The sequence below is a fragment of the Actinocorallia aurea genome (assembly GCF_054783995.1).
Map to the genome: position 1 here is coordinate 231,402 of NZ_BAAGPQ010000014.1, position 26,842 is coordinate 258,243.

Sequence of the window (26,842 nt, forward strand, 5' to 3'; positions counted from 1 at the left end):
GGCCTGGTCCCGGCCATCTCGGCGGCGGGCCCCTGGACGATCATCTCGTTGGAGACGAAGTTGTGATCTCCTCCATCGGGTCACCCGCATTCTCCCGACATGTACCTACATCGGGTGATTGCCCCGCGTCGTTATGGTCATGCGGAGCGTGCCGTCAGTCCGTGGAAGCCTGAGGGCTGTCCCGGAACTCGCCCCAGCCGTGCCAGCGGTCCACCGTGATCGTCGCGGTGACGCGCGGACGCACCCGGTCCGGGTAGTCCTTGCCGGTGTAGTGCCGGGCGATCCTGTCGATGTCGGTGAGGCCGACGTCGTCGCGCAGCTCGGTGACCCGGCCGAGCAGCGTGACGTGGGAGTACCAGTCCTCGGCGAGCACGGTCAGCGACACGTGCGGATCGCGCCGCAGGTGTTTCAGCCGCGCCCGCCCCGCGTCCATGCTGACCACGGCATGGCCGTCCTCGAACAGGTACCAGGTCGGGGTCGTCACCGGCGCCCCGTCGGACCGGACCGTGGCGATGACGGCCGGCAGCGGCTTGGCGAGCAGTTCCTGCGCCTGGGCGGGCAGCGGCGGAAGGGACATGGGTCCTCCAAGGGGAAGGGTCGGACGGTCTCGCTGACCGCCTTACCCGGAAAGATCCCGTTCGACGCGACGCGCGCCCGGACTCAGGCCTGTCGCAGGGCTTCGGCCTCGTCCTGGACGCGGCGGCGCAGCTCGGCCTTGCCCGAGTCGTCGAGCCAGCTCGCCTCGACGCCGTCGAGGGCGATCGCGACCATGTCGTCGAAGGAGTAGCCGAACGCCTCGGCGACGGAGCGGTACTCGTAGCCCAGGTCGAGGTCGGTCATCGCCGGGTCGTCGGTGTTGAGGGTGGCCAGCAGGCCCGCCTCGCGCATCGCGGGGTAGGGGTGCAGCTCCAGCGACGGGAACGCGTTCGCGATGCGGATGTTGGAGTTCGGGCAGACCGTCAGCGGGATCCGCTCGGCGGCGAACCGCCGGACCAGCTCGGGGTCCTCCATCAGCGACAGCCCGTGGTCGACCCGCTCGGCGCCCAGCACGTCCACGACCGTCGCGATCGCGGACGCGGGGCTGTTCTCGCCCTGGTGGCCGGTCCTGCGGAACCCGAGCCGGGCGGCGAGCGCGTACGCCTCGCGGAACGACGCGGGGTCCACGCCCAGCTCGGTCGAGTCCATGCCGATGCCGAGCACCCGCTCTGGCCGCAGCTCGCCCAGCTCCGTGACGAGCTGGAGCCCCGCTTCCGGCCCGTACGCGCGGTCGATGTCGGCGATGAGCATCGCCCGGGATCCCGTCTCGGCCTCGGCCGCCTCCAGCCCCTCGGCCAGCCCCGCGACGATGTCGGCGAGCCGCTGCCCGGCCGCCAGATGCCGCGCGGGCGTGAAGAACAGCTCCGCGTAGACCCGCCCGTGCGCCGCCGCGTCCACCACGCTCTCGTACGCCAGCCGCGCCCAGTCACCCCGCGTCACCAGCACCGACTGCACCAGCCAGAACACCGACAGGAACTCGTCGAGCGACCCGTACCGGTACAGCTCGGTCACGTCCGCGACGGGCAGCGGAATCCCGTTGGCCTTCGCCAGCTCCCCGACCGTGGCAGGACGCATCGTCCCCTCGACATGGCAGTGCAACTCGACCTTGGGCAGCGACTCCAGCGCATGGATCATGAACTCAGCATAGAGAAGCCGAAGACAACAAGCCCCAGCCCCCGCATACCCGAAGTTCCGGATTCCCCCCAGCAAAAGCCCCATGTCACCCGCGACGAAGCAAAGCCCGGTGGATCAGGGGACGGTCACGGTGAGGGTCGGCGAGGGGACGGGGTAGACGACGGTGAAGCCGCCGCTCAGCGGGACGGGGTCGCCTGCCTCGATGCCGACGCCCGTGCAGCCGATGTTGGCGCTGGTGATGATGCCGCTGTCGTCTGGTCAGGGTGTTGTCATCGGCGGGTGCCGATGGCGTGGCATCCGCCGTCCCCCACGTCCCCCCACGTCTCCCAGTCCGAGCGGACGGGCCACGAGGTCCCGGGAACGCGAAGCTCCACCCGACCTCGCTCGTGCCCGCTCTGGAGCGGCTGCCGAAGGCGCTCCAGAGCAAGATCACGCCCAGGCGGCCCCCAGAATCGGACACTGGAGAACGCCAGAGGCCCCCTCGCCGGAGCGAAGGGGCCTCTGGGCTTGGGGTGAGTGACCGGGCTTGAACCGGCGACACCCAGGATCACAACCGAGATCATTTGAGGCTGGAAGCCCTGCTGACGTGCTCAAGCCCAGCTAGAGCGCCGTGCCCCGCATCGTGTGACCTCGTCTGACCGCATCAAGCCGAGCATGATCACCCCCACTCCGCCCCCATCTTGTCTTGGCCAGCGCCGCCTGCCGCCGAAGGACGACCCCCGACGAGGTCGTGGATGAGTGTCCGCCCTCATCGAGGTCATCCCTGCCATCTGCCACCAGGCTGTCACCGACCAGGAGACCTTCATCGAGCGCCTCACTACCGGCCTTGCCTGCAAGAGGGCCATCGAGACCCCTGACCAGCTCAAGGATCCGCGCTGCTAACGCCACACTGACCCTTGCCGCCAGGTTCGAGTGAACCAATCTTGCTTTCTTTGCGTATCCAAGATCGAAGCGGAGTGTGACGATCCTCGCGCAGTGGACCAGGCCGGAAACCCGGGTCGCACGGTATAAGGCGAAAGGGTTGCATGGAATCCCCTTTTTCTAAGGCAAAATTCATAGTGTTGCATTAAGTAGTCAGTCTTCCGAATTTGGTGACTCTAAGGTAATTTTGCGGGGTTTCTCGAAGATCGTTTGGGCCGTCCAGGCGATCGTGAACCCGGGAGAGCTTTAGTGCATTCACCCCCGTGTCGTCTCGCCTGACCAGGCGGACGACGGCGCTGGTCACAGCGCTCATCCTTGTGCTGGGCTTGGCCTCAGCGTTCCCTCCCCTCGTCCGCGAGGCGAAAGCCGATGAGCCGGCGACTGCTGGGGAATACCTGCCGTTGTGGGCATCCCCGCTGCTGGAGACCGTCACCGGCATCGGCACCCCCAACAACGCCATCCAGAAGATCCCGGCCGGCGGGACCATGACCTTCCAGGCCCTCGGCCGTGGCGGCCTGCCCGCGTCGGGTGTGGCGGCCATCTCGGTCAACGTCCACGCGGTCAACCCCGGCGCGAACGGTCACCTGTCGATCTACCCGTCGGACAAGCCCACGACGATCTCGACCGTGGCGTTCACGACCGGTGAGAACAGCACCGGTGCTGACATCACCCAGATCACCGCCACCGGGCAGATCACCGTGGCCAACAACAGCACCGCGCCGGTGGACGCTCTGGTCGCGGTCGACGGCTACTACAAGTCCGGCGGTGCCGCCACCACCGTCTACAAGCCCCTCACCACTGCGGTCCTGTGGGACACCCGTGCCCAGTACGCCACTGGCGCACCGCTGCAGACCACGCCGATGGCACCCTGGAGCAGCGTCAACATCCAGGTCGCCGGCAAGGTCGGCATCCCCGGCCAGTGTGACCAGTCCGCCGCGGTGGCGTTGAACATCGTGGCGCTGGAGCAGACGACGAACGGTGAGCTGAAGGTCGAGCCGACGGACTCCCCGATCGGTGTCGGCACGCTGCGGTTCACGCAGAACGACTGGAACAACAGCACCTTCTCCATCGTCCAGGTCTCCTGCACCGGACAGCTGCGTGTCACCAACAGCAGCCCCGGCACCGTCAACGTCTCCATCTCGGTGCGTGGCTACTTCACCTACTGGGACGAAACCCAGACCGGCTCGCGCTACAAGCCAGTCGACACCACCACCGTCGTCGACACAGCCACCGGCCTCGGACGCCCCGGCGGCTCTACCGCCAAACTCGGCGCCGAGAGCCACCTCGTCTTCGACACCACCGGACCCTCCGGCGTCCCCGCCAACACCGTCTCCGCCGCCGCCATGCAAGTCCGCATCAGCGGAACCACCGCACCCGGCTGGATCACCCTCCGCCCCGAAGACAAAGCCGAGATCCCTATCTCCAGCCTTGTCTACCAAACCGGCGAAGACGCCATCAACTTCGACATCCAAATGGTCTCCGGGCTTGGCCGCGTCGCCATCACCAACCACGGCACCGGACCCGTCCACGTCCAAGTCAGTGTCCGAGGCTTCTACATCCACCAAACAGTCGAGATAGTAGAGGGGGACATTGAGCCTGTGGGGTCAGGCGAATACGTTGATTCGAACGCGATCTCTGCGGCCATCACCAACGCAGGCTCGAATCCGGATCTCGGCACGGTTTCATATGATCCTCAAACCAAAACCGTGATCACCTCCGCGACCTCAAGTTCTGCCTTGGCCACAGCTGCGCAGCCCGTCACCGTCCAAGCCGCACCGTCGGATGACCCATCTGTGGGCGACGACAGCGTCGCGCCCAGCGATACCCCCTCTGACGTTGACCTTACTGACGCTCCTGATGTCGTGCCGACGACCCCCGCGACAACGACGGTCTCACCGCGAGCCGTCCTTGCACCGAACTCTGCGCAGTCCCTGGACGTCATCAAAGACGAGATCCTCTCCTTCACCGAGGCCGACCTGCCGGGGGCGAGCGCGATCGAGGCACTCTACGTTCAGCAGGAGAACAACCGGGTCGTCATCGAGTCCTCCGCAGCCCCAGCCACCATGCAGAATGCGCTAACCACCCTGTACGGGCCGAGCAAGGTCGCCGTGAACCTCACGCCGAATTCTGAGTACAGCGATGCCGCAGCGCCGGTTGATGATGTGCAGCATGGTAGCTGTTCCGCACCATACGACCGGCACTGTCTCACCGGAGTAAGTGGGCGGCGTCTTTCTGGTGGTACCGGAATTGTGAGCTTTCAGCCGAGTAACCAGAACCAAAGCTTTTGGTGCTCTGCTGGAATGAAGTGGAAGACCGGCAGTACCTACTATGCGCTCACCGCCGGTCATTGCGCTTACAACTGGAACGATACCTGGTCGACCGCTAAGGGTGGTACATGGGGTACCGGAAATGCTCCTGACAATTGGCATCAGAGCAACGGGTCGACGGACAATCTCGGTGACCTGGCATTCGTCAGGCTGGGCTCTGCCTCCGCAATGAACGCGAGCGTCATGACCGGAAGTATCCATTCTGCTACCCAGGTGCCGGTCAAGGGCTACGACCTCTCGGAACCGACTGTATGGACAGGTGTCAACGGCGAACTCGTCCATCACTCGCGATGCACCAGCGGCCAGGTCACCGGATCAAGATGCGGGTGGAAGGTTACCGATGTCCGAAAGGACATCAAATATGAAAGCGGTGCAACGATCCGAAGAGCGGTTGTGGCAAAGATCTACAACTCCGGAATGCAATGCATGCAGAAAGGCGACTCGGGGGGAACGGTTTACACGATCTACCAGACTGGCGCCAATAAGGGCAAGGTCAGGGTCCATGGAATTATTTCCGGAGGCGGCACGATCAAAAATGCTCTCAACCAGAAGACCGGCTGCAAACTGATCTTTACCCCGGTCTACTACGCCGCCGTCCTGAGTAATGGCGGGCGTCCGGTACTGTCCAGCAACTGACGACCTATCGCCAGCATGTGCGGGCCCGGGGCTGGCCCGGGCCCGCACTATATCAAGCAACTGTCCAACAAGAGGAAGGCAAATGAAGACGATCACCCATCGGGCGAGCACGATCCTTGCATTGTGGATCACTTTGGCAGGATGCTCCGGCAACGAAGTCAACGCGTGCCTCGGCGCCCCTGGAGGAACCGTGGAGGTTCCCGGTGATATTTGGCCGGACTCGGCAAATGCTACGCAGGCGACAGCCGTGCTCTGTGTTGATTCCAACTGCCAAATGACGAACCTCTGGCCATTGAACGGACAGAGCAAAGGGCTAATAGTTTATACCGACGGACTAACAGGGCCTGGTCCGGTCGATGTCTCCTTGAAGATAAGCTCGAATGGAAATACTACCTTCTCTGGAGGGGTGTCAACCATTCCGAAAGCTGTAGCAGAAAACCAAAAGGGCTGTGAGGGGTCCTATCAATTCTTCCTCAAGGCCGCAGGGGCGGGCTCGCTCATTTCTTGAAAGATAAATCTATGCGCCCTTTTCTATTTGAGCACTCTGTGCCTCGATTCCTCAGGGTGTTCCGTGGTTGATCGGTGTGGTGGTTGATGCCCGTTCGTCCCTTGGGTGAGGGGGTGGGCCCTTCGCGTGCCGCTGCGGCTGCGTCCGGTTCCGGGGGGAAGCTCAGAGGGGGTTCTTTCTGGGTCGTCGGGGGGCGGGCTGTCAGGTGGGGGCTGGTGGCAGGGTGGTGAGCCTGTTCCAGCAGGTCAAGAACGCTTGTGCCCAGGGCCAGTCGCGGCTGAGGGCCAGGGTGCGGATGCGGGCATGGCGGGAAGGTGCAGCAGCCGGTAGCGGAGGGTGTCAGGTTCGGCGTCTTTGGGGTCGTCGATGTCGTGCAGGCACAGGAGCCGGGCCCAGGCGTCGAGGTTCGCCGCCAGGACCCGCTCTTGGTTGGCCTGCCAGGATTTCGAGGGAAGGTTCGACAGGCCCATGGCCTTGTTCGTGCGGACGCGGTCTTCGACTCCGGCGTGTGCGCGGTGCTCCCTACGACCGGTGCCCATTGTGCGGCCACCGCTCAGTCGTCACCCTCGACCACTACCTGCCCGAGGCCAGATACCCGGCCCTAGCCGTCACCCCAGCAACCTGATCCCCGCCTGTTCGGACTGCAACATGACCAAGCGTGACGACACCCCAGCACCGCTGAGGAAGAGACCCTCCACCCCTACTTCGACGACATCTCCGGCGACCTCCGGCTGGTCGCCCGAGTCGTCCCTACCGCCCCCGCCACCGGCGCCGGGGCGGCGGCGGAGAAGGGCACGGAAGTCCTCCAGACTCCGCAGCAGCGCCTCATGGCGTTGCTGGTGCACGGCCTCGGCGAGGCTGGAGGCCGCCACTATCCGGTCCACCGCGGCCAGGAACGCCTCGGCGACCTGCTCCTCCAGCCACACGGGATCGACAGTGACGGTGTCGTAGAACAAACCGCGCCCATCAGACGATTCGCGCAGGAGGCCGACCTGGGCGATCACCGCCTCCCGCAACCCGCCGTCGGGCCGCGGGAGCGGCGGGCGAGTGAAGCAATCCCGCAACCCCGCCCGCACCCGACCCCGCTCATCCGGATCGACGATCGCGGTCAGCACATCCTCGACCGCATCAGCCATCGCCTGCCGGGCCGCCCGCTCATCCGGCGAACCACGCAACAGACCCACCAGGCCATTGCCGAGCAGCCCGCCCAGCCAGCCAGTGATTGGATCGACTAGCACCGACACCCTGCACCCTTTCGCCCACCTGCTTTAGCGTCAGGCCCCGTCCCTCAGCCTTCTGCTGTACAGACCCCGCCCCGCCCCCGCCGGTTCCCACACAAAACAACTACATCCGGCATCCACAAGCCGGCCTAACCCGCCGCCCCGTCCCTGGGACCCCCGGCAAGCGCCGAGGCCTGTCATCAAAGGGCGGCCCGGACGAATTCGACACGGACGAGCACCCCCTGGGTTCGGTTCTTAGACGGCTTCCCAACAAGATCGAGGGGGTCCCCGTGAAGGGACCGGGAAGGGCAAGGCTGCTATCCAGTACCGCACCGCCCGCTTCTGCCTGGTGCCTCAACTCGCCCAGGCGTTCGACATGCCCCCCTACTGTACGCAAGCCAGGGTCGGTGTGGACCGAACTGCCCCGGCCTGTGAGCGCCGACGCCGAGCCGGTCGGGCACTCTGCTGATTCCGTTGCAATCTCCACGATTCGGAGATCATGCTTCGGTCGGAAAGCTGCGCGTAGACGAGGCGACTAAACAAGATCACCCCCAGCTCGCCCCCAGAATCGGACATCGCTTAACGCCAGAGGCCCCTTCGCCGGAGCGAAGGGGCCTCTGAGCTTGGGGTGAGTGACCGGGCTTGAACCGGCGACACCCAGGATCACAACCTGGTGCTCTGCCAACTGAGCTACACCCACCATGTCGCTTCGGTTTGAAGCGGCGAGGAAAAGTATAGCGGGTTTCCGAAGGTGGTCGTCACCCGATATCCGGGGTCTCGGCGACGATCTTCGCGGAGAGGGCGCGGGAGGTCTCGGTGTCGGGGCCCGGCTGGTCGACGAAGACGGCGGCGCGGTAGTAGCGGAGTTCGCGGATCGACTCGGCGATGTCGGCGAGCGCGCGGTGGCCGCCCTTCTTCTCCGGGCTGGCGAAGTACACGCGCGGGTACCAGCGGCGGGACAGCTCCTTGATGGAGCTGACGTCGACCATCCGGTAGTGCAGATGCGCGTCGAGCGCGGGCATGTCGCGGGCGAGGAAGGAGCGGTCCGTGGCGATCGAGTTGCCGCACAGGGGCGCTTTCTTGGGGTCCGGGACGTGCTGCTTCACGTAGTCGAGGACGCGGGTCTCGGCCTCGGCGAGGGTGATCCCGCCGGGCAGTTCCTTGAGCAGGCCCGAGGTGGTGTGCATGTCGCGCACGACCTTGTTCATCTGGGTGAGCGACTCCTCCGGGGGCTTGATCACCAGGTCGACGCCCTCGTCGAGGATGTTCAGTTCGGAGTCGGTCACCAGGACGGCTATCTCGATGAGCGCGTCGCGGGTGAGTTCGAGGCCGGTCATCTCGCAGTCGATCCAGACCAGTTTATCCGTGCCCATATGCCCTCTCACCTGCGGAAACGTCCCACAGTATTACCTGAAGCGTCCGCATTCCCCGAAGCGTCCGCCGGACGGCGCCGGCGGCGATCGACGCCGCAGCTCTCGACGACCGTCAGGGCATGCCTGACGACCACCGCCCGAGACGGTTCGCAGGCGGCCTTCCAACCCTACGCCCAGCCCGGATGTCCGGGCGAACGGCAGGACCCCGGCTCCCACGGAAGCGAGCCGGGTCCTGCGCGCGCCTTCTCGGCAGGGAGCCTTGAAGGCGCTCCCGTCAGGAGCTCTTGAGGCCGTTGATGACCGTCTCGGCGTCGCCCTGGCTGGCGAAGTTGTCGGGGATCGAGACGTAGACGCCGCCGGGGCGGGATCCGGGGCGGTCGACCACGACGATGACAACGCGCTCCTGGTTGAACTCCCAGCCTTCGGTCTTCGCCTGGGGGAACTTGAGCAGGACCTCGAAGTACCAGGCCTTCTTGCCGCTGACGCTGCTCGCCCGCGAGTCCCCGTAGGTGAGTTCGTGCTCGGGGTAGTACTCGGGTTCGATCTTCTCGAACCAGGCCTTGGCGACGTCCTCCAGGTCGGCTCCGGCGCCGCCCTCGAAGGGCACGGACTCGGGCAGGACGCCGCCGTAGACGGAGGCGACGTAGTCGCCGACGCCGTTGTAGGCGGTCTGGGCGACCGCGGTCTGGCCGAGGTGCAGGCCGACCTCGTCGTCGCCGGTGGGGTCGGAGGGGTCCGTCCACTCTCCGCCGAGCTGCGGCCACGACAGGCCGGACTTGCTGTCGGTGATCGTGCCGTTGACGGGGGAGATCACCGGGCTCTGCGCGGGAGCCGAGGGCGTCGGCCGGGCGATGGGATCGGGGTCGCCGCCGTCGGAAACGACGGAGACGAGGACGGCGACCAGCACGATGATGACGATGAGCACGCCCGCGCCGCCGAGGACCATCAGGAGGTTGCGGTTGTTCTGCCGGGGCGGTCCGGGCACGGGCTGTCCGGGGCTCCAGGGGCCGGGCGTGCCGGGGCCGCCGGCGGGCGGCTGCCAAGGCGGTGGGGTTCCTTCGGCGGGGGGCTGCCAGGGCTGCGGGGTGCCTCCGGCCTGAGGCTGCCAGGACGGGGGAGCGGAGGGTCCGGTCGGCTGGGTGGCCTGGGTCCACTGGGTGCCGTCGAACCAGCGTTGCAGGCCGGGGTTCCCGTATGGGTCGGGGTACCAGCCTGGCGGAGTCTGGCCGTTCATGCCGCGACCCTATGCCATATCGATCACAATCGTGTCAAACCCCACCAGCAGCCTCAAGGTGCCGTTGGCCGTGCCGGGTGGTGAGCAGTCCGAGCTGCTCGGTGCTCAGCCGGGGCCGGGGGAGTTCGGCGGGGAAGGTGTCGGGCCCGGTGAGCTTGCGGACGTCGATGCCGCCGGGCCACGGCTGGTCGGCGCCGGGCACCTGGGAGTGGCCGAAGTGGCCGCCGCCGGCCCAGAGGCGGCGGCTGCCGCTCGAGGTCTCGTACGAGGCGGGGACGCCGAGCGGCGGGCCCGCGGGCCAGCGCCTGGGCACGCCCCAGGAGTCGAGCCAAGTCAGCAGCAGGTCGACCTCGGCCATCGTCGTCTGGGTGAAGGGCGCACGGGCCTTGGCGACGACGCAGATCTGGAGGCAGACCCGGCCCTGCCTGCCGAGCTCGGGCCCCAGGAGCAGGGCGGCGCGGGTGGCCGGGACGAGCTGGACGAGGTCACCGCGCAGCGGGTTCCACACGACGTGCGCCGGGGTGCCCGCCCCGGCCAGGCCCTGCGCGACGGATCTCGCCGAGACGACGGCCGGGTCGTGCTCGCTGGTGCTCCAGACGGCGCGGGGCGCACCGCCGTTCATCGGTCCGCCGTCGGTGCCCAGGTGCAGTCGTCCGGCGCCGGTGATCCAGGCTTCGACCACGTGTCCCCCTATCGGCGGTGCCTGCCCGTGGCACCGCATATGAAGTTGAAGCAATCCAGATGCCCATGACTTATGGCAATAGTCCAGTCAGGCACTACCCGAGAAGAAAGTGCTCCACACAGGGAGAAAGTGGTCACTGTCGCGGGGTCGGTGCGCCGCACCGGACCGAGCCGCGTTCTAATAGGGCCCCATGAGCCTCGAACCCGTACCCGGACTGGACTTCCCCCGCCTCACGCGCTGGCTCGCCGACGCGCTCCCCGAATCGGGCGAGCTCACCGGGGCCGAGCTGATCGCCGGCGGAAGGTCCAACCTCACCTACCGGCTTGACTTCGGCGACCGGTCCGTCGCGCTGCGCCGCCAGCCCCTCGGCCACGTGCTCCCGACCGCGCACGACATGGCCCGCGAGCACAAGGTGCTGTCCGCGCTCGCCGCGGCGGGCGGCGTGCCCGTGCCCACCCCGCTCGCCCTGTGCACCGACAAGGAGGTGCTGGGCGCGGACTTCTACGTCATGGAATGGGTGGACGGGCGGATCCTGCGCGTCCCGGAGGACGCCCGCGACGTCACCCCCGAGCAGCGCGCGGCGGTGTCCGACCGGCTCGCCGAGGCGCTCGCGGCCATCCACACCCTCGACGTCGACAAGGCGGGCCTGGCTGACTTCGGCCGCCCCGAGGGCTACATGGCGCGTCAGCTCAAGCGCTGGGGCCAGCAGTGGGAGCGCTCGAAGACACGGGAACTGCCCGCTTACGACACCCTCGTCGAGCGGCTGGGCGCAGGGCTGCCGGACAACCCGCGCAGCGGCCTCGTGCACGGCGACTTCCGCCTCGACAACGCGCTGGTGCGGCTGGAGCCCGAGCCCGCGATCGCCGCGGTCGTCGACTGGGAGATGTCGACCCTCGGCGACCCGCTGGCCGACGTCGGCCTCACCCTCGTCTACTGGGCCGAGGCCGACGAGGCGCAGCTCCCGGTCGGCTCCACCATCACCGCCGAGCCAGGCTTCCCCACCCGGGCGCAGTTCACCGAGAAGTACGCCGCGCTGACGGGCTTCGACGTGAGCGACATGGACTACTACGTCGCTTTCGGCTGCTTCAAGCTCGCCGTCATCCTCGAAGGCATCCACGCCAGGTTCGTCAAGGGCCAGACCGTCGGCGAGGGCTTCGACCAGATCGGCGCGGGCGTGCCCGTCCTGCTCGACCGCGCCCACGAGGTGCTGGGCTGACGGCGCCGCGTCAGCGGGCGGCGAGGCCGGCGATTCCGCCGCCCTCGTCGTCCTCCTCCGGCACGGGCTCGGGGCACAGCCAGGAGATCGTGGTGGTGCCGGCGGGCGCGAAGTCGATGACGGTCTCGCCCTCGACGCACTCCGCCTCCCGCGTCACGGTGAAGGTGACGAGCCGGGTGGCGCCCGCCTTCAGGACCCCAGAGCCGCCTCCGCCGACGAGCCCGTAGCCCTGCGCGGACCACGTGACGGGGCCGCCCTTGGCCGAGATCCGGACCGAGCACTGCGCGGCGTCCGCGGGGATCTGGCATCCCGCCCCGACGACGAGCTTGCCCGCCTCCTCCTCGGTCTCGGTCGCCGTCGGCTTGGGCGCGGCCGAGGACGGCTTGGACGTGGGGGTCGTCGTGGTGGTCTCGCTGGGGGCGGGCTCGGCGTCCTCGGCCTCTTCCGTCGGGGTCGCCGCAGGCTTCTTGGACTTCGTAGGACGCTCTGTAGGCTCCTCGTCGGTGATCTCCGGAGCCTGCGACGGGTTCTCCGCGCTGATCGACTCGCCGACCTTGGGGGCGAGGTCGCCCGTGCCGAAGTCGACGGTGAACAGCCCGAAGATCAGCGCGGCGACGGACGCGGCGCCCACGGTCGGCCACAGGAAGGCCGGGACGCCATCCTTCTTGTCCGCGCCGCCTTTCCCGCCCGAGCCGCCGGCCGCGCGAAGCGGACGGTCCACCATGGTGCGGTCCGGCGCGCCGGAGACGCGCAGGGGGCGGTCCACCATCGTGCGGTCGGTCGGGACGGGTCCGCGCCCGGGGCGGTCCACCGTGGTGCGCCCGGGATCGGCGGGGGCGCGGTGCCCCTGCCGCGCGGTGGACTCGACGGGCCAGCCGCGCGAGTCGAACGGCATCGCGCGCCGGGCGATGGCGGCGCGCTCGTCGCTCATCTCCGGGTCGAGCGCGCTCGCCAGGATCCGCGACTCGAGGTTCGGCGGCGCCATCACGGTGGGCAGGACCCCGAGCAGGATGTCGAGCTTGACCCGGTCGTGGCCGACGAGCGCGGCGACGGCGTCGGCGAGGTCGTCGCGCGAGCCTTCGGCCAGGGCCGCGGCCTCCGCGGGCGGGATGGCGAGGACGCCGCCGAGTTCGGTGTCGGTGAGCCCGTGCCGGACGGTGAGGTCGACGGCCTCGCGCTGGCGTCCGGAGAGCGCGCTGAGGGCCTTGTGGGCGAGGGCGCGGGCGTCCTGGTGGCGCTGGCGCTCCTCGTATCCGGCGAACGTGTCGGGCGTCTCGGCCGCCTGCCTGCGGCGGGAGGGGCGGTCCGGGCCGCGCAGGATGCGCTGGCACTCCCGGCGCGCGAGCGCGAACAGCCAGCCGTGCAGCCGGTCGCCGGCGGGCAGCTGCGCGATGTGCGCCTCGGCTGCCAGCAGCGTGTCGTGGACGACGCGGGCCGCGAAAGGCTCGTCGCGCAGGATCGCGTGACAATAATCGAAGAGCTGAGGCCCGTAGCGGCTGTAGACGAGCGTGAGCGCGTCGGTGGAGCGGTTGCGCAGCGCCCGGACGAGCGGCTGGTCCTCGTGCGGGGTGCCGGGCACGTACTCGTGCTGACCCTGCCATGCGGTCAACTCAGGACCTCCAGCGAGGAGTCGGGTAGGGATCCGACAGAAAGGACGGCTCGCACTGTGTCACGGTTGACACGGGTACGTCCATTTATCTGACGGTGATTCGCTGATCTTGCCGAAAAAGGGGCCCGACCTGGCACGGTCGAGCCCCCTTATCGCAATGAAGCGGTACCTCTAGCAGGTGGTCTGCTCGCCCGCGCACATCCGCTTCGACAGCGCCTGCAGGAAGATCTGCTGGATCTCCTTGGCGTTCTTCGGGATGTAGGCGTCACCGCCCGTGATCTTCGTGATCTGCTGCATGATCGCCAGCTGCTTCTTCGGCGAGCCGATGCTGATGATGATGAGCTGGATCGGCTTGCGGTCGTCGGCCTCGTTCTTCAGCGCCTTCGTGAGCTCCGGAAGGGTGATGCCGCCATTCGGGTCGTCATTGCCCAGACCGTCGGTGAACAGGACGATCGAGTTGATCCGGCCCGGCTGGTGGGTCTTCTTCATGTACCGGTAGGCGCCCAGGATCGTGTCGTACAGACCCGTGTTGTTGGCCGGCATCGCCTTGACCGACAGCAGGCCCTGCTTGATCCGGTCGAGCTGGGTCACCGAACCGAACCGCTTGTTCAGCGGCGCGACCGGCACGACCTCCTTCCAGTCCTGCTTGCCTTCGATCAGGTCCGAGAAGATCCACGTGCCGATCTGGCTGTCCTGCGGGAACTGGGTGAGGCCCTCAGAGGCGATCTTGAGGACGGTCTGCATCCGGGTGGCGCCGCCCGCGCCGGGGACCGGCTGGTTCATTGTGCCGGAGACGTCGAGGATCGACAGCATCCGGATCGCGAGGGAGAGCTTCGACCAGTCCTGCGTGATCTTGTAGATCTGCTCGGAGGTGGCCAGCGGAAGCTTCTGGATCCGGCCCGACGACAGCCCGATCTTCTCGTTGAACGCCGCGGGAGCCTTGCGGTCCGGGGTGCGGAAGCCCAGCGCCTCGTAGTTCTTCAGCGCCTCGGGCGTCGCCAGGGCCTTGGCCAGCTCCTGGCCCGCCTCCGCCTTCTTGGAGTCCGTCGCGGTGATGGCGACCGGGTAGTCCAGGCTGACCATGCCCTCGTAGGGGTAGATCGTGACGGCGCCTTCCTTCGGCTTCGAAGTGTTGTGCGCGTACACCGAGTACTCGGGCGCGATCAGCAGCGGGAAGCGGCCGCGGGCGTCACGCTTGAAGTTCTTGAACAGTGCCTCGTTGCTCGCCACGGTGTGGTTGCGGATGGTCTGCGCGATACCGGTGAAGATGGTGTCGGCGGCCTTGTCGCTCTCCAGCAGCGTGCGCAGCATCGAGATGGCCGACATGCCCGTGCCCGTGCTCACCGGGTCGGGGACCCGCATGTCCAGCAGCTCCGGCGGGATCAGCTGGTTCTTGGTGACACCGCCGCCCTTCACGCCGCCCGCCGCGGACAGCAGGTTGTCCCACGACGGGTTCTCCATGATGCCCTCCTTGCTCAGCTGCTTCGCGAGCGTCTGGGGGACGGCCACCACGATCGGGGACGTGGCGATGGAGACGGTGGTCGGGGTGACCAGCTTGCTGTCGGCGGCCTGCACGAGGCCGGTCCACAGGGACGTGTCGGGGATCCAGACGTCAGGGCGCTCGACCGTGCCGGACGAGACCCCCTCTCCGGTGAGGGAGGTGCGCACGGCGTTCGGGTCGGTGGCGACGATGTCGGCGGTGTAGCAGACGCCGCCGAACTCCTTGCCGGCGTCGTTGAAGGCCTGCGCCGACTTCTCCACGCCCGGAGCGATCTCCTTGGCCACGGCGACCGTCAGCGTCGTCTTCGTGCCCGAGCAGCCGCCCGACTTCTGGTCGAACGCCCAGACGGCGACACCGAGGAGCATCGCGAGGCCGACCGCTCCGGCGAGCGGGCCGATGAGCGCGCTCTTCTTGCGTTTGCGCTTGCCGTTCCCGCTTCCGAACTCGCCGGAGCCCCCGTACCCGTAGTCGCCTCCACCACCTCCGTTGGAGTGGGACGACGACGAGCTGGAGGGAGCCTCGCCGGGGCCGGTCGGGAACGGGCGGTCGAAGGAACTCCCCTGCACGGGCGCGCCGTAGTAGGAGTTGTCCGACGCCGAACCCTGGCCGTAGGCCTGGCCGCTGGGGTCGGACGCGCCAGAGAAGCCGCCCACGCCGTAAGCGGAGCCGGACGCGGAGGCGCCGTACCTGTCCTGCGACCACGCCGAGTCGGCGGGCTGTGCGGGCCCGGGGCTCGCGGAGAGCCCATGCGCGGAAGACGAGCCGCCCGTCCGAGGGCTGAACCAGTCGGTGCTCTCAGCGGACGGGTACTCCGAGGAGGAGCCGTATCCACCCTCGCCCGGGAGGTCTCCGGGGGGACGAGTCATGGTGCTCTCCGGGTTCTGTCATCGGGGCCCTGCCTGGTCAGCTACGCGCCAGGCGTCAGTCGGAGGCACTGTAGCGTTATCACTCATCCGGCACAAAGAGCTGCAAACAGGCGATCTATCTGTAGAAGGTTCCATGTCCGGATTTATTTGGATTACCCGTCAGTAGTTTCGGGACCCCGAATCCACGTAACGCAACCGTTTCCCTACGCTGCGCCGAGTCAGTGATCTCTTCCTCCGGGGTGACGACTTCGTTCGGCCCCCGTTCGTTGAGGTTGTCGTGGACACTGAATCCGTGACCGAAACGTTGCCGAGGCGCAGGACCGGATACCGAATCGTCTGGGCGGCGGTCGCCTTCGGAGCGGCCTGGGCCATCGCCAGAACCGCCGGAGCCGACCGGCTGCCGGGCGTCGGTGGTTTCGGTCTTCCCTTCATCGCCTTGACGCCCTACGCGGCGGTCACCTCCGTCGCGACCATCGGGATCGCCGCCGCCGTGCGCAACAGGTGGGCCGCCGCCGTCGCCGCGGGCGTGGCCGTCGTCTTCGCCGTCGCCCTGCTGCCCAGGACCGTCGCCGCGACCCAGCCCGAAGCCACCGGGCCGCGGCTGCGCGTCCTCACCGCCAACCTCATGTTCGGCCGCGCGGACGCCGCGCAACTCGTCAGGCTTGTGGCCGAGCACAACGTCGATGTGCTGAGCGTGCAGGAGTTCACGCCCGACGCGCAGGCCGCCTTCCAGGAGAACGGCCTGGGCAAGTACCTCCCCTACCAGGTCCTCGCCCCGCAATGGGGCGCCGAAGGCTCCGGCCTGTACTCCCGCCACCCGCTGACCGCCCTCCCGCCCATCCAGGGCACGATCCTCCACCAGCCGCGCGCCTCCCTCACCGTCGACGGACGCGCCGTCGAGGTCACCGCGGTGCATCCGATGCCGCCCATCAACACCGAAGGCGTCGCAGACTGGCGGCGCACCTACGACAGCCTGCCTACGGTCGGCGCCAGCGGCCCCGTCCAGATCCTCGCGGGCGACTTCAACAGCACCCTCGACCACGCCGCCTTCCGCGGCCTCCTCGACCGCGGCTACACCGACGCCGGATCCTCCAGCGGTGAGGGCTTCACGCCCACGTGGGGCGTCACCATGATGGGCCCGCCCCTCACCCTCGACCACGTGCTCTTCCCCGCCTCCACCGCCGTCCGCGACTACTCCGTCCACACCCTCGACGGCTCCGACCACAGGGCCGTCCTGGCCGCGCTCCAGCTCCCCTGACGGGCCCGCGCACCCCGCACGGCCTGGGAGAATGCCCTCTATGGCGGAACTGGTGCACATCCCCGACGCGGCCGACCCCCGGCTCTCCGACTACGTCAGCCTCACCGACGGACAGCTGCGCAAGAGCCTCGAAAGCGAACAGGGCCTCTTCATCGCCGAAGGCGCCAAGGTCATCCGCCGCGCCATCGAGACGGGCCACCCCGCCCGCTCCCTCATGATGACCGAGAAGTGGCTCCCCTCCCTCGCCGACCTCCTCCCCACCCTCGACTGCCCCGTCTACCTGGTCACGGACCCCGTGGCCGAAGCCCTCACCGGCTTCGCCGTCCACCGAGGCGCCCTGGCCTCCATGTCCCGCCTCCCCCTCCCCACCCTCCCCACCGCCCTGAACCCCCCCACCCCCCACCCCACCCGCATCCTGATCCTGGAAGACCTGACGAACCACACGAACGTCGGAGCAATTTTCAGGTGCGCCGCAGCCCTGGGCGTCGACCTCATCGTCCTGAGCCCCCGTTGTGCCGATCCCCTATATAGAAGGTCGGTGAAGGTGTCGATGGGCGCTGTGTTCGCGGTGCCGTACGTGCGCATGACCGACTGGCACAACGACCTCAGCGTGATCCGTGAGGCGGGCTTCCGCCTCCTGGCGCTGACGCCGGATCAGGACGCCGTGCCGTTCGACAAGGCGGAGATGGGGGAGAAGGTGGCCCTGATGCTCGGTTCCGAAGGTGACGGCTTGTCCTCCCACTGGATCAAGGAAGCGGACGAGGCCGTGACGATCCCGATGAGCGCGTCGGCGATGGCTCTGGGCGTCGACTCGTTGAACGTCGTGGCCGCTACGGCGATCGCGTGCCACAGCCTGGTGACCCGCTAGAGGGGTCTGTTGTCTGAGGGCGGGGCGGGTGCCGGGGGCGGGTGGTGGGGTGATGGGTCAGAAAAGTTACTGAGGGTGACATATCGGGTGCTCTGGGTGGGTATCAGTGGGGCATGGCGAAAAACACTCCGATGGACAGGGACCCTTCTGAGCGGCGTGGGGGCGAGGGCAACAAGATGCGGGGGCAGAACCAGCGTCCGCAGGCGCCCGGGAGCTCGCAGCAGCAGCGCGGGCAGCAGCCGCAGCAGAAGGGTCGGGACCAGCAGCAGCAGCGGGGGCGCGACCAGCGGTCCCACGAGAGCTCGGACCCGCACCGCGAGAACGAGGAGCGCCGTGAACACGAGCGCGACCACGACCGCGACAGCGACATGATGTAGCAGGAGCAGTGCAAGGTGGGCCCCGCCGCGGCCGTCGCGGCGGGGCCCTTCCGTGCTCAGTCCTGTGCCTTGCCGGGCGGCGGCATGTGCATGAGGGCCGGGACGTCCTCGGCCGGAGGCGCGAGAGCGTCCTCGGAGGACTTCGGGGCGTCCGGCGCGGGGAGCCGGGCCCGCAGACGGGCGGCGATGGCCGTGCCCGCGGTGGCGGCGACGATCGCGTAGACGATCGCGCACAGGACGTCGAAGACGTAGTGCTCGCCCAGGTACACCACGCCGACCCACATGGAGACGGGGTAGAAGGCGGCCCACCAGACGCGGCGCAGGCCGAAGCTGCGGACGAGGAACAGGAAGATGAGCAGCGGGAACGCCGAGTGCAGGGACGGCACCGCGGCGACCAGATTGGGTGACAGCTTGCTGTAGAGCGTGTCGGGGCTGTCGATGCCGACGGCCGTCCAGATGTCGTGGGAGATGCGCTGGATGGGCTCTATGTAGCCGTACGAGGACGACATCCAGGGCGGCGCCGCGGGGAACAGCACGTAGGTGAGGAACGCGGCGAGCGACAGTAGGGCGAGGCTCGTCAGGTAGCTCCAGTACAGGTGCCCCCGACGCTTCCAAAGGAAGAGCGCCAAGGCGACCGGTGCGACGAAGTGCGCCGTGTACAGGACGTAGAAGTAGTAGTCGTACCAGCTCACATGGCCGTTCCAGAGAAGGTCCTGGAGGTGCTTGGTGGGCAGGTGCCCGCCTCCGAGCCAGTGGTCGAAGTGGGCCATGGGCAGGTAGTGCACATGCGGGTTGATGTCGTCGGCGAGGCTGCTGGCGACCGAGTACAGCGCGAACAGCACGACGAACGGCACGATGTGCCGGCTGAACGCGCGGAACTGGCCGAGTCCGGCGCACACCAGCAGCGTCAGCATGAGCATGGTGTCCGGCGGCCAGACCGTGTAGTGCGACACCGCAAGCGACAGAACTATGAGGATCAGGACGTACCGGACCACCGGCCCGCTCACTCCGGCAATCCGGCTACGTGTCCGCATTGGGAAATGCTATGGCCGTAGGCGTTATGTTCGCGTTCGCGGAGAGAAGATCGGGGACTTTCCCCGCGCCGGTCAGCGCGCGAAGCGGCCCCTGCCCGGTCGCCGGTGGGCGCCGCGCGCGGTCGCCGGGGTGCGGCGGGCGCGGGTGAACAGCAGGCCCACGAGGATGAACAGGACGCTGAGCCACACCGCCTGGGCACGCACCAGGGAGGTGAGCACCGGGTCCGTCGCCGGGTCGGGCCGGATGGCCGAGACCGTCATCGAGTTCGGCTGCGCCTGCGTCTGCGTCGCGACCTCCGGCAGCGCGTCCGGGACGGCGCCCGCGGCGGTGGCGTCCGGGACGGTGACGGTGCCCTGCGTGGTGGGAGGGATCGTGGTCGTGGCGGGGGGCGGGGCCACGGGGGGCGTCGTCTGGGCGGGTGTCGCCGTGGTGGTGGGCGTGGTGGTCGGTGTGGCGGTGGTCGTCGGCGTTGCCGTGGTGGTCGGGGACGGGGTGGCCGTGACGGCCTCGGCGACCCGCAGGAGGTGGACGACGGTCCTGTCGGCGGCGCCGGTGGCGCTGGCCTTCGTCGTGAGGCGGATCTGGCCCACGGCGGCGTCCTCGGGCACGGACAGCTTCACCGGGACGAACTCTCCGGCGGCGTCGACCTCGCCGAGGCTGCACACGCCGGCCGCGAGCGTGCAGGTCGGGGACACGTCGATGCCCCCGGTGACGCTGAGCGCGAGCTTGGCGGCAGGAGCGGTGGCCTGGGTGGCGTAGACGTGGACGGTCGCGGTGATGTCCTCACCCGGCTCCAGGGTCGCCTGGGGGAGCGTCAGCGCGATGTACAGGACGGGCGCGGGGGCGTCCTCTTCGGCTGTCTCCGTCGGCTCGGGCGTCGCGGTCTCCGTCGGCTCGTCCGAGGGCGCCTTGGTCGACGACGGGGTGGCCGTCGAGGTGGCGGTCGGCGCGGGCGTCTCCGCCGGAGCGGCGCTCGCGCTCTCGGCGGGCGCCGGCGAGGGCGACGGGTCGGCCGCCTCGTCGGCGAGTACCGGAGTCGCGGTGAGGACGATCGCGGCGGCCGCGAGGGCCGTACCGATGCGCGCTTTCGGGTGCACTGCCCCGGGACCTCCCATGTCCAGAGTTCTCCGCCCAATGCCGTCACATCACAACATGAGCGGGCCCTCTGAATCTATCGGATGCCCGAGTCATACCTTCTTGAGTTAATGATCACTAGATGAACTCTTCGTGGAGTTCCTCTACTTCCATGCGCGGCGCCCACGTCTGCCACACGCCGTGATCGATCCGGTCGAGGCCGAGGCGCTCGGCGACCGTGGAACGGCCGCCCGTGTACTCGACGCGCAGCCAGGTCTCGTGCTCGCCGACGACGATGAACCGCTCGCCCCGCCAGCGGCACGCGGTGCGCACATAGCGGAGCTGCTCCAGCTCGCCCACGGGGACGCTCCTGCGGTGCCGCCCCGGACGGGTCTCCACGAAGCCTTCCGCGGGCTGCGTCGTGTACAGCCGCACCTCGCCCCGCAAGGCGGGGCTCGCCTCGTACTCCGAGCCGTTCCACACCGCCACGTAGCCGTCCCTGATCACTGCCCGGACTCCTCGTTCTGCGGCCGCGTCCACGCGAGCACGTCCGCGTCATATACGGCGATCAGCTTCGCCGACTTGTCCGCGCCCAACAGGTACAGCTCGGTACCGGACGGGAGCCTTGCACTGTCGGTCTTGTACTCGCGTATGGTCCCGGCGGAGCCGGCCGCGAAGCCGTCGCCGGTGAACGGGGCCTGCTCGACGACCCAGCCCGCGTCCCCCCAAGACGGGAGGTCGTCTTCCGTGCGCCCGCCGAGGGGCACTCGGTAGAGGTCCTCGCAGTACGCGGGCCAGCGCAGGACGTGGACGGCCTCGTCGAACGGCTGGAAAGGCGAGTTCGCGTACAGCAGGCCCAAGGCGTCGTACAGCTGGCCGGGCGTGAGGAGCTCCGCGCAGTCGGCCAGCGGATGCACGAACCCGCCGACCCTGTCGTAGCCCTGCTCCAGATACCAGCCGACCTGCGCGTGCGGGAGGACCTTCTGCATGACCGTCATCTGCGGGCCGGTCGGCCGCTCCAGCCTGCGCGGCGCGGCGGTGGGCTCGGCGTTGGGCTCGGCAGTGGGCTCGGCAGTGGGCTCGGCGGACGGCGCCGGGACCTCGGCGACCGCGCCGGGGCCGTCCGGCCGCAGCCCGACCGACACCGCCCAGTCGTGCAGCTCGCGGACCTGCGGGCCGGTGAGCGACGCGCCGATCCGGCTGCCCGGGTTGAGGTGCAGCGTCCAGTCCGGCCGCCGCCAGTGCGCGATGAGGTCGGTGAACGCGACCGAGACGCACCGGACGTCGCCCACCGTCTCCTGCATCCGCAGCAGCGACGTGAAGACCCGCACGGACGCGTCCGGGGCGGGCGGCGACGACGACAGCGCCGCCGACCAGTCGAAGTCCGGATGCTCGGGCAGGACGTCGCCCGCCGACGCCGGCACCGGCACGAGCACCTCGGCGGTGAGCGCCACCCGCAGGAAGTCGTCGGTGTCCCCGGCGAGGACTGCCTCGTCCAGGTCCTGGTCGACGCGGTTGCCCGGCTCGAACGACGCGGGCACCGGGCGCGGCGCCTCGACCGGGGCCGCCGAGGCGCGCAGCGCGTCACCGGGGACGGTCAGCGAGATCGGCGTGCCCGGATCGAGGACGAGCGACCAGTTCTGCTCCGGCCAGTTCGCCGCGAGATCCCGGAAATCGGGCATCACGAATCGGGACTGGCCGACGGACTCGTGCATCCACCGCGGCGACGTGAACGCCAGCACGGCCAGTTCGCCCTTGACCGGTATGGGATGCCAGGGAAAGTCCGGATCGCTGGGGCGGGCGCCCCACGGGGTGTCCGGATCTGCCGGAATCATCACCTGTGCGGAGGTGAGCAGGGCGAGCAGTGCCTCGGTGTCGCCGTGCGCGGCGGCGTCCCGCATGCGCTCCTCGAGCTCGTTCTGCGGCGCGAACCCCTCCGCCCGGCGTCCGTTGGCCTCGTCGACCACGGCCGACACGAGCGGCAGCTGCGCGCCCGCCATCGTCGCCGCGACCGGAGTGTCCGGATTGATGGCGAGCGTCCACATCGGGTCCGGCCAGTGCCGCGCCACGAGGGCGAACGGCACCCGCACGAACTCGGCCCGGCCGATCACGTCACGAAGCCGCTCCGGAGAGGTGAACGCGGGGACCGCGGGTGTGCCCGCCATGTCGCCCGGCGTCCACGGGAAGCCCGGACGGCTCGGCCGCGCCGCGGGATCGGTGCCGGGCGGGACCGGGAGCAGCAGCTCGGCGTTGGCCAGCGCCAGCACGAGGGACTCCTCGTCGGCCGCGCGCACCAGCTCGGTCTCCACCGGGTTGGCGGGCTGGAACCTGGCGCGGGGCGGCGGCGCCGACGGGTCGATCGGCGCCATGTCGACGAGGGTCTCCTCGACCCGGGCCGCCCGCGGAGGCAGTCCGTCGAGGAGCGTGTTGTTCGGATCGCCCGAAAGGTCGGCGGCGAGCGCCTCCTGGGCGGCGCGCAGCTCGTCCAGGCTCGGCATGCCCGTCACGACGACGTCCTCGGGGCGTTCGACACCGGCGACGGGCACGTCCGCGCCCCGGCCGGTGCCGTCGGAGACGGGCTGCGCGTAACGCGGCGCACCCTGCCCCCGCCCTTCCAGCGGCGACCACTCGTCCGCGGACTCGTCCCTCTGCCCGGCCCCCTCGCGCGCGTCGTCACCCTGCGCCGCGTCCGACCGGGCCTGCCCCGGGGCGTCGTGCTGGGCGCCCGGAGCGGGCCGAGGGTCGCCGTCGGCAGGTCGGGTCCCGGACGTGTCGGCCGCGCCGGGCTGAGCGCCCGGCGCCTGGCGGGGGTCGCCGGAGAGGTCGCCGACCGCCCGGGTCCCGGACGTGTCGGCTCCGGTTCGCTCGGCCTCGTGGGTGCCGGGCTGGACCCCAGGTGCGTGGCGCGGGTCGCCGGCCAGGTCGCCTGTCGGCTGGGCGCCGGACGGGTCGGCCGCGGTCTGCCGGGTCCCGTGCGCGTCGGGGGCGCGTCGGGAGTCGCCGCGGTAAGCGCTCAGGGCGTCGGGCAGGGCGCCCGGAGCCTGGCCGCCGACGTCGTCGGGCCGGGCGCCGGACGAGTCGGCTCCGGCTTGCTGCGCGCCGGGCAGGGGGCCCTGTGCGTGGCGCGGGTCGGGGCCGGGCTGCTGCGGGTGGTCGCCGTCCGGGGCGGGCTGGGTGCTCTGGGCGTGGCGGGGGGCTGCGCTGTGGGAGCCGTGGGTGTCGGAGCCGGGTCGCTGCGGGTCGTTCTCGTGGTGGCCGGAACCCGGGACGGACTCGTGTCGGCCCGGCGCGGTCGGGATGCCGGGTCGGTCGGTCTCGTCGGACGGGAGGCGGAGGCCGTGCCTGGCCGCGTGCTGGTCCGCCTGGAGGGCGTCTGCGGCGGGGAAGGCCTGACGTACGTCGTCGCCCGAGGAGGACGGGAGGTGCGCGTCCTGCGCGGGAGCCTGTGTGCCCGCGGCGTCGCGGGGCTGCTGGTCGGGGCGGCCGAAGGAGGTCGGCGCGCTCGCCGCGGAGGAGACTCCGGCGCCCGCGGGAGACTCCGGACGGGTGGGGTCGTCGTAGGGCGCGGGCGGGGAGTAGCCGGGAAGGGCGAGCCTGGGATCGCCGGGGACGTCGGAAGGAGCGGGTCCCCCGTGCGGCGCCGTGCCGGGGACCGCATGGCGGACGTCTCCGGGCAGACCGCCCTGGGGGGCCGCGACGTCGCCGTCCGAGGAGCCGCCCGCAGCCGGTGATCCCGGCAAGGCGGACGCGTCCGGCCGTCGGCCCAGGGCCTCCTGGACATGCGGCGGAAGTCCGCTCGGAAATCCGCTCGGGAGGCCGCCGGGCACCCTGGCGTCGCCCTGCGGGGCACCGTCGGCGCCCGGGACCGCCGCGGCGCTCCCGGGAAGTCCTTCCGAAGCCGTTCCGCTGCTGCCCTGCCCGTCGGAGGCGGCATCGCCGAAGCCCGCGGGGCCCTGCGAGGCAGCCTCAGCAAGACCGCCGGACGCCTCGGCGGCGCTCGCCGGAACACCGGTCGGCGGGAACCCCGGAAGGCCGCCGTCCGCACTTGCGACGGGACCCGACGCGGGCGCGCCGTGCGTCTGCGGGGAGTTCGGGAGGCTGCCGTCCGAGCCTGTGGCGGGGCCTGCTGCGGGTGCGCTGCTCGTCTGCTCGGAGCTCGGGAAGCCGTCCGGGCCCGGGGTGGGGCGCGGGGAGTTCGGGAGGCCCATGGGCGGGATCGCGGGGTGCGCGGCGTGCTCGCCCGTGCCGCGGAACACGGAGGAGTCCTGTTGCGCTGCGGTCGGACCGTGCAGGCCGGGAACGTACGGGTTGCCCGGGTGGCCCTGGGCGGCCGCCGGGTCGCTCGGCAGAGGCGCCCCGGTCTGCGGGAAGCCCGGAAGGCCCTCGGGGAGACGGCCGGGGGCGGTCGCGCTCGGAGCGCCCTGCGCGTCGGAGCCGGGGCCGCCGTCCGTCGGAGGGAGGGCCGCGGGTTCACCGGGCGCTTGGGAGGCCATGGGGTGGCTGTGCGCGTCGTGGACGCCCGGAACGCCGACGCTCGGTTCCTCCTGCGGGACGGCACCGCCCTGGCCCGAGGCGTCCTGCGATGCGCCCGGGAAGAGTGGAACGTCCGGGTTCGCGGGCCCGCTCGGGGAGCCCGTAAGACCGACGGACATGTTCACGGGCAGCCCGCCGGGAAGGGCACCGCCCGACGGCACGGACGGCTGCGCGTCGGCGAAGGGAAGAGGCGGAGCACCCCGGGACGGGTCACCGGCGAACGCACCGGAGCCGTGCTGTGTTCCCGCGGCGCCGTCATGCGAGGGCGGCGCGGCCGGGAGACCGTCGGTCTGGCCCGGTCCATTCGGCGCGCCGACGGACCCGTCGCGGAGGGCGTCAGGCCGGTACGAGCCGGGAAGGGCGTCGCCGACCGAAGCCGCCTGGCCACCGAGGCCCGGAACTCCGGCCGATGCGCCTTGAGCGCCCTCCTGACCGGGCGCGTGCGGCACACCGGAGGCCGCAGAGTCCGGCGCACCGTGCGGCCCGTGTTCGCCGCCGCCGGAAGCCGCAGGGCCGTCGAGACCGGGGACGCCCGCCTGCGCAGCCGATGTGCCTGGCGTGCCGACGCCGGGGGCCGTGCCCTGGTCGGGCGTGTGAGGAACGCCGTAGGCCGGCGTTCCCGGCGCACCGTGTTCGGCCGTGGCCGAAGCCGGGCCGTCGGGACCCGGGGCACCTGTCTGCGGAGCGGCGGAAGGGACCGCCGAGCCGAGGCCGGGGACCCCGCCGTGGCCGGGCGGGTGAGGCGCGTCGGAGGCCGGTGCGCCGCGCAGGCCGGGTTCTGCGCCCGACGGTTCGCCGCTCCCGGAAGTCGCCTCGGGACCGGGGATTCCTTGCTGCGCCGCGGCGGACGTGCCTGCCGTGCCGACGCCGGGGGGGCCGCTCTGGCCGTAGGGAACGCCGGGGGCCGGCGCGCCAGGCGTGCCGTGCGGTCCGGGTGCGGCGATGCCGGAAGCGGCGTCGCCGGTGAGGGGCAGGCCCGTGGATCCGGCCGCGGTGCCCGGCACGTGGGCTGCCGCGTGCGGTGCGCCGGACGTGTTCGAAGGGCCGCCGTCGTGGGGGGCCGTGCTCGGCCGGGTGGGGTTCGCGCCCGGCGCGGCTTCGGAGAGGCCGATGGTCGGGTCTGCGGCGCGGGCGGGTGCGCCTGGGGCCGTGCCGCTCGCGCCGCCGTCGCCTGCGGCGGGGGAAGGTGCGTCCGCATGCGGCCGCGTCGCGTCGGTACCGGATGCGCTCCCGGGAAGGCCGACGGTCGTGCCCGCGTCGTGGCCGGAAGGGAAGGCCGCGCCGGTCTCGGGGACCGCGTGGGGCGCGCCCGGCAGGCCGCCGGCCGAGGGGACCGTGCCCTGCGGCGCGTTCTCGCCGGTGGTCTGGGGGGCGGTCGCCTCGGCGGGGGTGCCGGGCAGGCCGATGGGGGTGCCGGGCGTCTCGCCCGGGGCCCCGGGGGGCGTGGCCCCGTTCTGCGGCGTGGCCGCGTTCTGCGGCGTGGCCGCGTTCTGCGGCGTGGCCCCGTTCTGCGGCGTGGCCGAGTTCTGCGGCGTGGCCGCGTTCGGCCGCGTCGGATCGGTGCCGGGGACAGGGCCCGGCAGACCGGCGGCGTTCAGGCTCTGCGGGGAAGAGAGGGGACCGGTGGTCGGCCCCTGCGGTGCGTCAGGGCCGCCCGGCAGGCGCACGGGCTGCGGGCCGCCGGGGGTGCTTGAGGCGTTGTCCTCGGCGGTCTGCGGCAGGGGCGGCCCCGAAGGGGCGCCCGGCAGGCCGGTGGGCGTACCAGTGGTCGGGCTCGGTGCGCCGGGGACGTTCGGGAGCGCGGCGTCGGGCCCGTGGGACGGAGTTCCGTGGGCCCCCGAAGGGTCGCTGTGCAGGGCGGGAGCGCCGGGGGCGCTCGAGGAGTCGCCTTGCAAGGTGGGGGTGCCGGGGGGCGGGGGGGTGGGGGAGCCGA

Annotated in this window: 19 protein-coding genes and 1 tRNA gene; 6 read left to right on the forward strand and 14 right to left on the reverse strand. The window is 70.3% G+C overall.

The genetic code is table 11. The features are described from left to right. Nucleotides 1-154: 154 nt before the first annotated feature. Together ACYVOM_RS18890 and add are read right to left on the reverse strand one after the other, a co-directional pair. Nucleotides 155-577, reverse strand: coding sequence for a PPOX class F420-dependent oxidoreductase (locus ACYVOM_RS18890; protein ID WP_460304726.1), 423 nt, complete (start codon nt 575-577; stop codon nt 155-157). An 83-nt stretch (nt 578-660) separates the two neighbouring features. Further along, nucleotides 661-1,671, reverse strand: coding sequence for an adenosine deaminase (gene add, locus ACYVOM_RS18895; protein WP_460304727.1), 1,011 nt, complete (start codon nt 1,669-1,671; stop codon nt 661-663). A gap of 1,184 nt (nt 1,672-2,855) precedes the next feature. Here add and ACYVOM_RS18900 point away from each other — a divergent pair. Then, nucleotides 2,856-5,555, forward strand: coding sequence for a chymotrypsin family serine protease (locus tag ACYVOM_RS18900; protein ID WP_460304728.1), 2,700 nt, complete (start codon nt 2,856-2,858; stop codon nt 5,553-5,555). An 82-nt stretch (nt 5,556-5,637) separates the two neighbouring features. Next, complete coding sequence (locus ACYVOM_RS18905; RefSeq protein WP_460304729.1) at nt 5,638-6,063, forward strand: hypothetical protein; 426 nt, start codon at nt 5,638-5,640, stop codon at nt 6,061-6,063. Nucleotides 6,064-6,308: 245 nt separating this feature from the next. Here the strand turns inward: ACYVOM_RS18905 and ACYVOM_RS18910 are convergent, their stop codons facing one another. The 6 genes from ACYVOM_RS18910 to ACYVOM_RS18935 form a co-directional block, all read right to left on the reverse strand. Next, a complete protein-coding gene (locus ACYVOM_RS18910; protein WP_460304730.1) occupies nt 6,309-6,602 on the reverse strand; it encodes a hypothetical protein in 294 nt (97 codons plus the stop codon). Between the two features lie 69 nt (nt 6,603-6,671). Beyond that, nucleotides 6,672-7,307 (reverse strand): hypothetical protein, encoded by a 636-nt coding sequence (locus ACYVOM_RS18915; RefSeq protein ID WP_460304731.1) that lies wholly within the window; start codon nt 7,305-7,307, stop codon nt 6,672-6,674. A 600-nt stretch (nt 7,308-7,907) separates the two neighbouring features. After that, nucleotides 7,908-7,983 (reverse strand) — tRNA-His (locus ACYVOM_RS18920). Between the two features lie 58 nt (nt 7,984-8,041). Further along, the gene (gene orn / locus ACYVOM_RS18925) at nt 8,042-8,656 is read right to left on the reverse strand and encodes an oligoribonuclease (RefSeq protein WP_460304732.1); all 615 of its coding nucleotides are present in this window, start codon (nt 8,654-8,656) and stop codon (nt 8,042-8,044) included. Between the two features lie 274 nt (nt 8,657-8,930). After that, nucleotides 8,931-9,890, reverse strand: coding sequence for a DUF2510 domain-containing protein (locus ACYVOM_RS18930; RefSeq protein WP_460304733.1), 960 nt, complete (start codon nt 9,888-9,890; stop codon nt 8,931-8,933). Nucleotides 9,891-9,924: 34 nt separating this feature from the next. Continuing rightward, nucleotides 9,925-10,572 (reverse strand): hypothetical protein, encoded by a 648-nt coding sequence (locus ACYVOM_RS18935; RefSeq protein ID WP_460304734.1) that lies wholly within the window; start codon nt 10,570-10,572, stop codon nt 9,925-9,927. 190 nt (nt 10,573-10,762) lie between these two features. On the opposite strand from ACYVOM_RS18935, the gene ACYVOM_RS18940 reads away from it, so the two are divergent. Beyond that, entirely contained in the window at nt 10,763-11,788 is a 1,026-nt protein-coding gene (locus ACYVOM_RS18940) for a phosphotransferase family protein (protein WP_460304735.1), read from the forward strand. A 10-nt stretch (nt 11,789-11,798) separates the two neighbouring features. On the opposite strand, the gene ACYVOM_RS18945 is transcribed toward ACYVOM_RS18940, so the two are convergent. Then, entirely contained in the window at nt 11,799-13,397 is a 1,599-nt protein-coding gene (locus tag ACYVOM_RS18945; protein WP_460304736.1) for an RNA polymerase sigma factor, read from the reverse strand. A 171-nt stretch (nt 13,398-13,568) separates the two neighbouring features. Beyond that, nucleotides 13,569-15,764, reverse strand: a complete 2,196-nt coding sequence (locus tag ACYVOM_RS18950; RefSeq protein ID WP_460304737.1) for a substrate-binding and VWA domain-containing protein — start codon at nt 15,762-15,764, stop codon at nt 13,569-13,571. A 292-nt stretch (nt 15,765-16,056) separates the two neighbouring features. Here ACYVOM_RS18950 and ACYVOM_RS18955 point away from each other — a divergent pair, with 292 nt between their 5' ends. The 3 genes from ACYVOM_RS18955 to ACYVOM_RS18965 all read left to right on the forward strand — a co-directional run bounded on the left by ACYVOM_RS18955 (nt 16,057) and on the right by ACYVOM_RS18965 (nt 18,267). Then, complete coding sequence (locus ACYVOM_RS18955) at nt 16,057-17,022, forward strand: endonuclease/exonuclease/phosphatase family protein (protein ID WP_460304738.1); 966 nt, start codon at nt 16,057-16,059, stop codon at nt 17,020-17,022. 40 nt (nt 17,023-17,062) lie between these two features. Continuing rightward, nucleotides 17,063-17,890, forward strand: a complete 828-nt coding sequence (locus ACYVOM_RS18960; protein WP_460304739.1) for a TrmH family RNA methyltransferase — start codon at nt 17,063-17,065, stop codon at nt 17,888-17,890. 176 nt (nt 17,891-18,066) lie between these two features. Further along, nucleotides 18,067-18,267, forward strand: a complete 201-nt coding sequence (locus ACYVOM_RS18965) for a hypothetical protein (RefSeq protein ID WP_460304740.1) — start codon at nt 18,067-18,069, stop codon at nt 18,265-18,267. A gap of 56 nt (nt 18,268-18,323) precedes the next feature. Here ACYVOM_RS18965 and ACYVOM_RS18970 read toward each other — a convergent pair whose 3' ends face one another. From ACYVOM_RS18970 to ACYVOM_RS18985, 4 genes are all read right to left on the reverse strand, one after another. After that, nucleotides 18,324-19,301, reverse strand: coding sequence for a phosphatase PAP2 family protein (locus ACYVOM_RS18970; RefSeq protein WP_460304741.1), 978 nt, complete (start codon nt 19,299-19,301; stop codon nt 18,324-18,326). A gap of 72 nt (nt 19,302-19,373) precedes the next feature. Then, the gene (locus ACYVOM_RS18975; RefSeq protein WP_460304742.1) at nt 19,374-20,399 is read right to left on the reverse strand and encodes a hypothetical protein; all 1,026 of its coding nucleotides are present in this window, start codon (nt 20,397-20,399) and stop codon (nt 19,374-19,376) included. 115 nt (nt 20,400-20,514) lie between these two features. Continuing rightward, complete coding sequence (locus tag ACYVOM_RS18980; protein ID WP_460304743.1) at nt 20,515-20,883, reverse strand: hypothetical protein; 369 nt, start codon at nt 20,881-20,883, stop codon at nt 20,515-20,517. After that, nucleotides 20,880-26,804 carry an SseB family protein gene (locus ACYVOM_RS18985; protein WP_460304744.1) on the reverse strand — a complete coding sequence of 1,975 codons (5,925 nt, stop codon included), beginning with the start codon at nt 26,802-26,804 and terminating at the stop codon, nt 20,880-20,882. Before ACYVOM_RS18985 ends, ACYVOM_RS18980 begins: the two co-directional genes overlap by 4 nt. Nucleotides 26,805-26,842 lie beyond the last annotated feature (38 nt).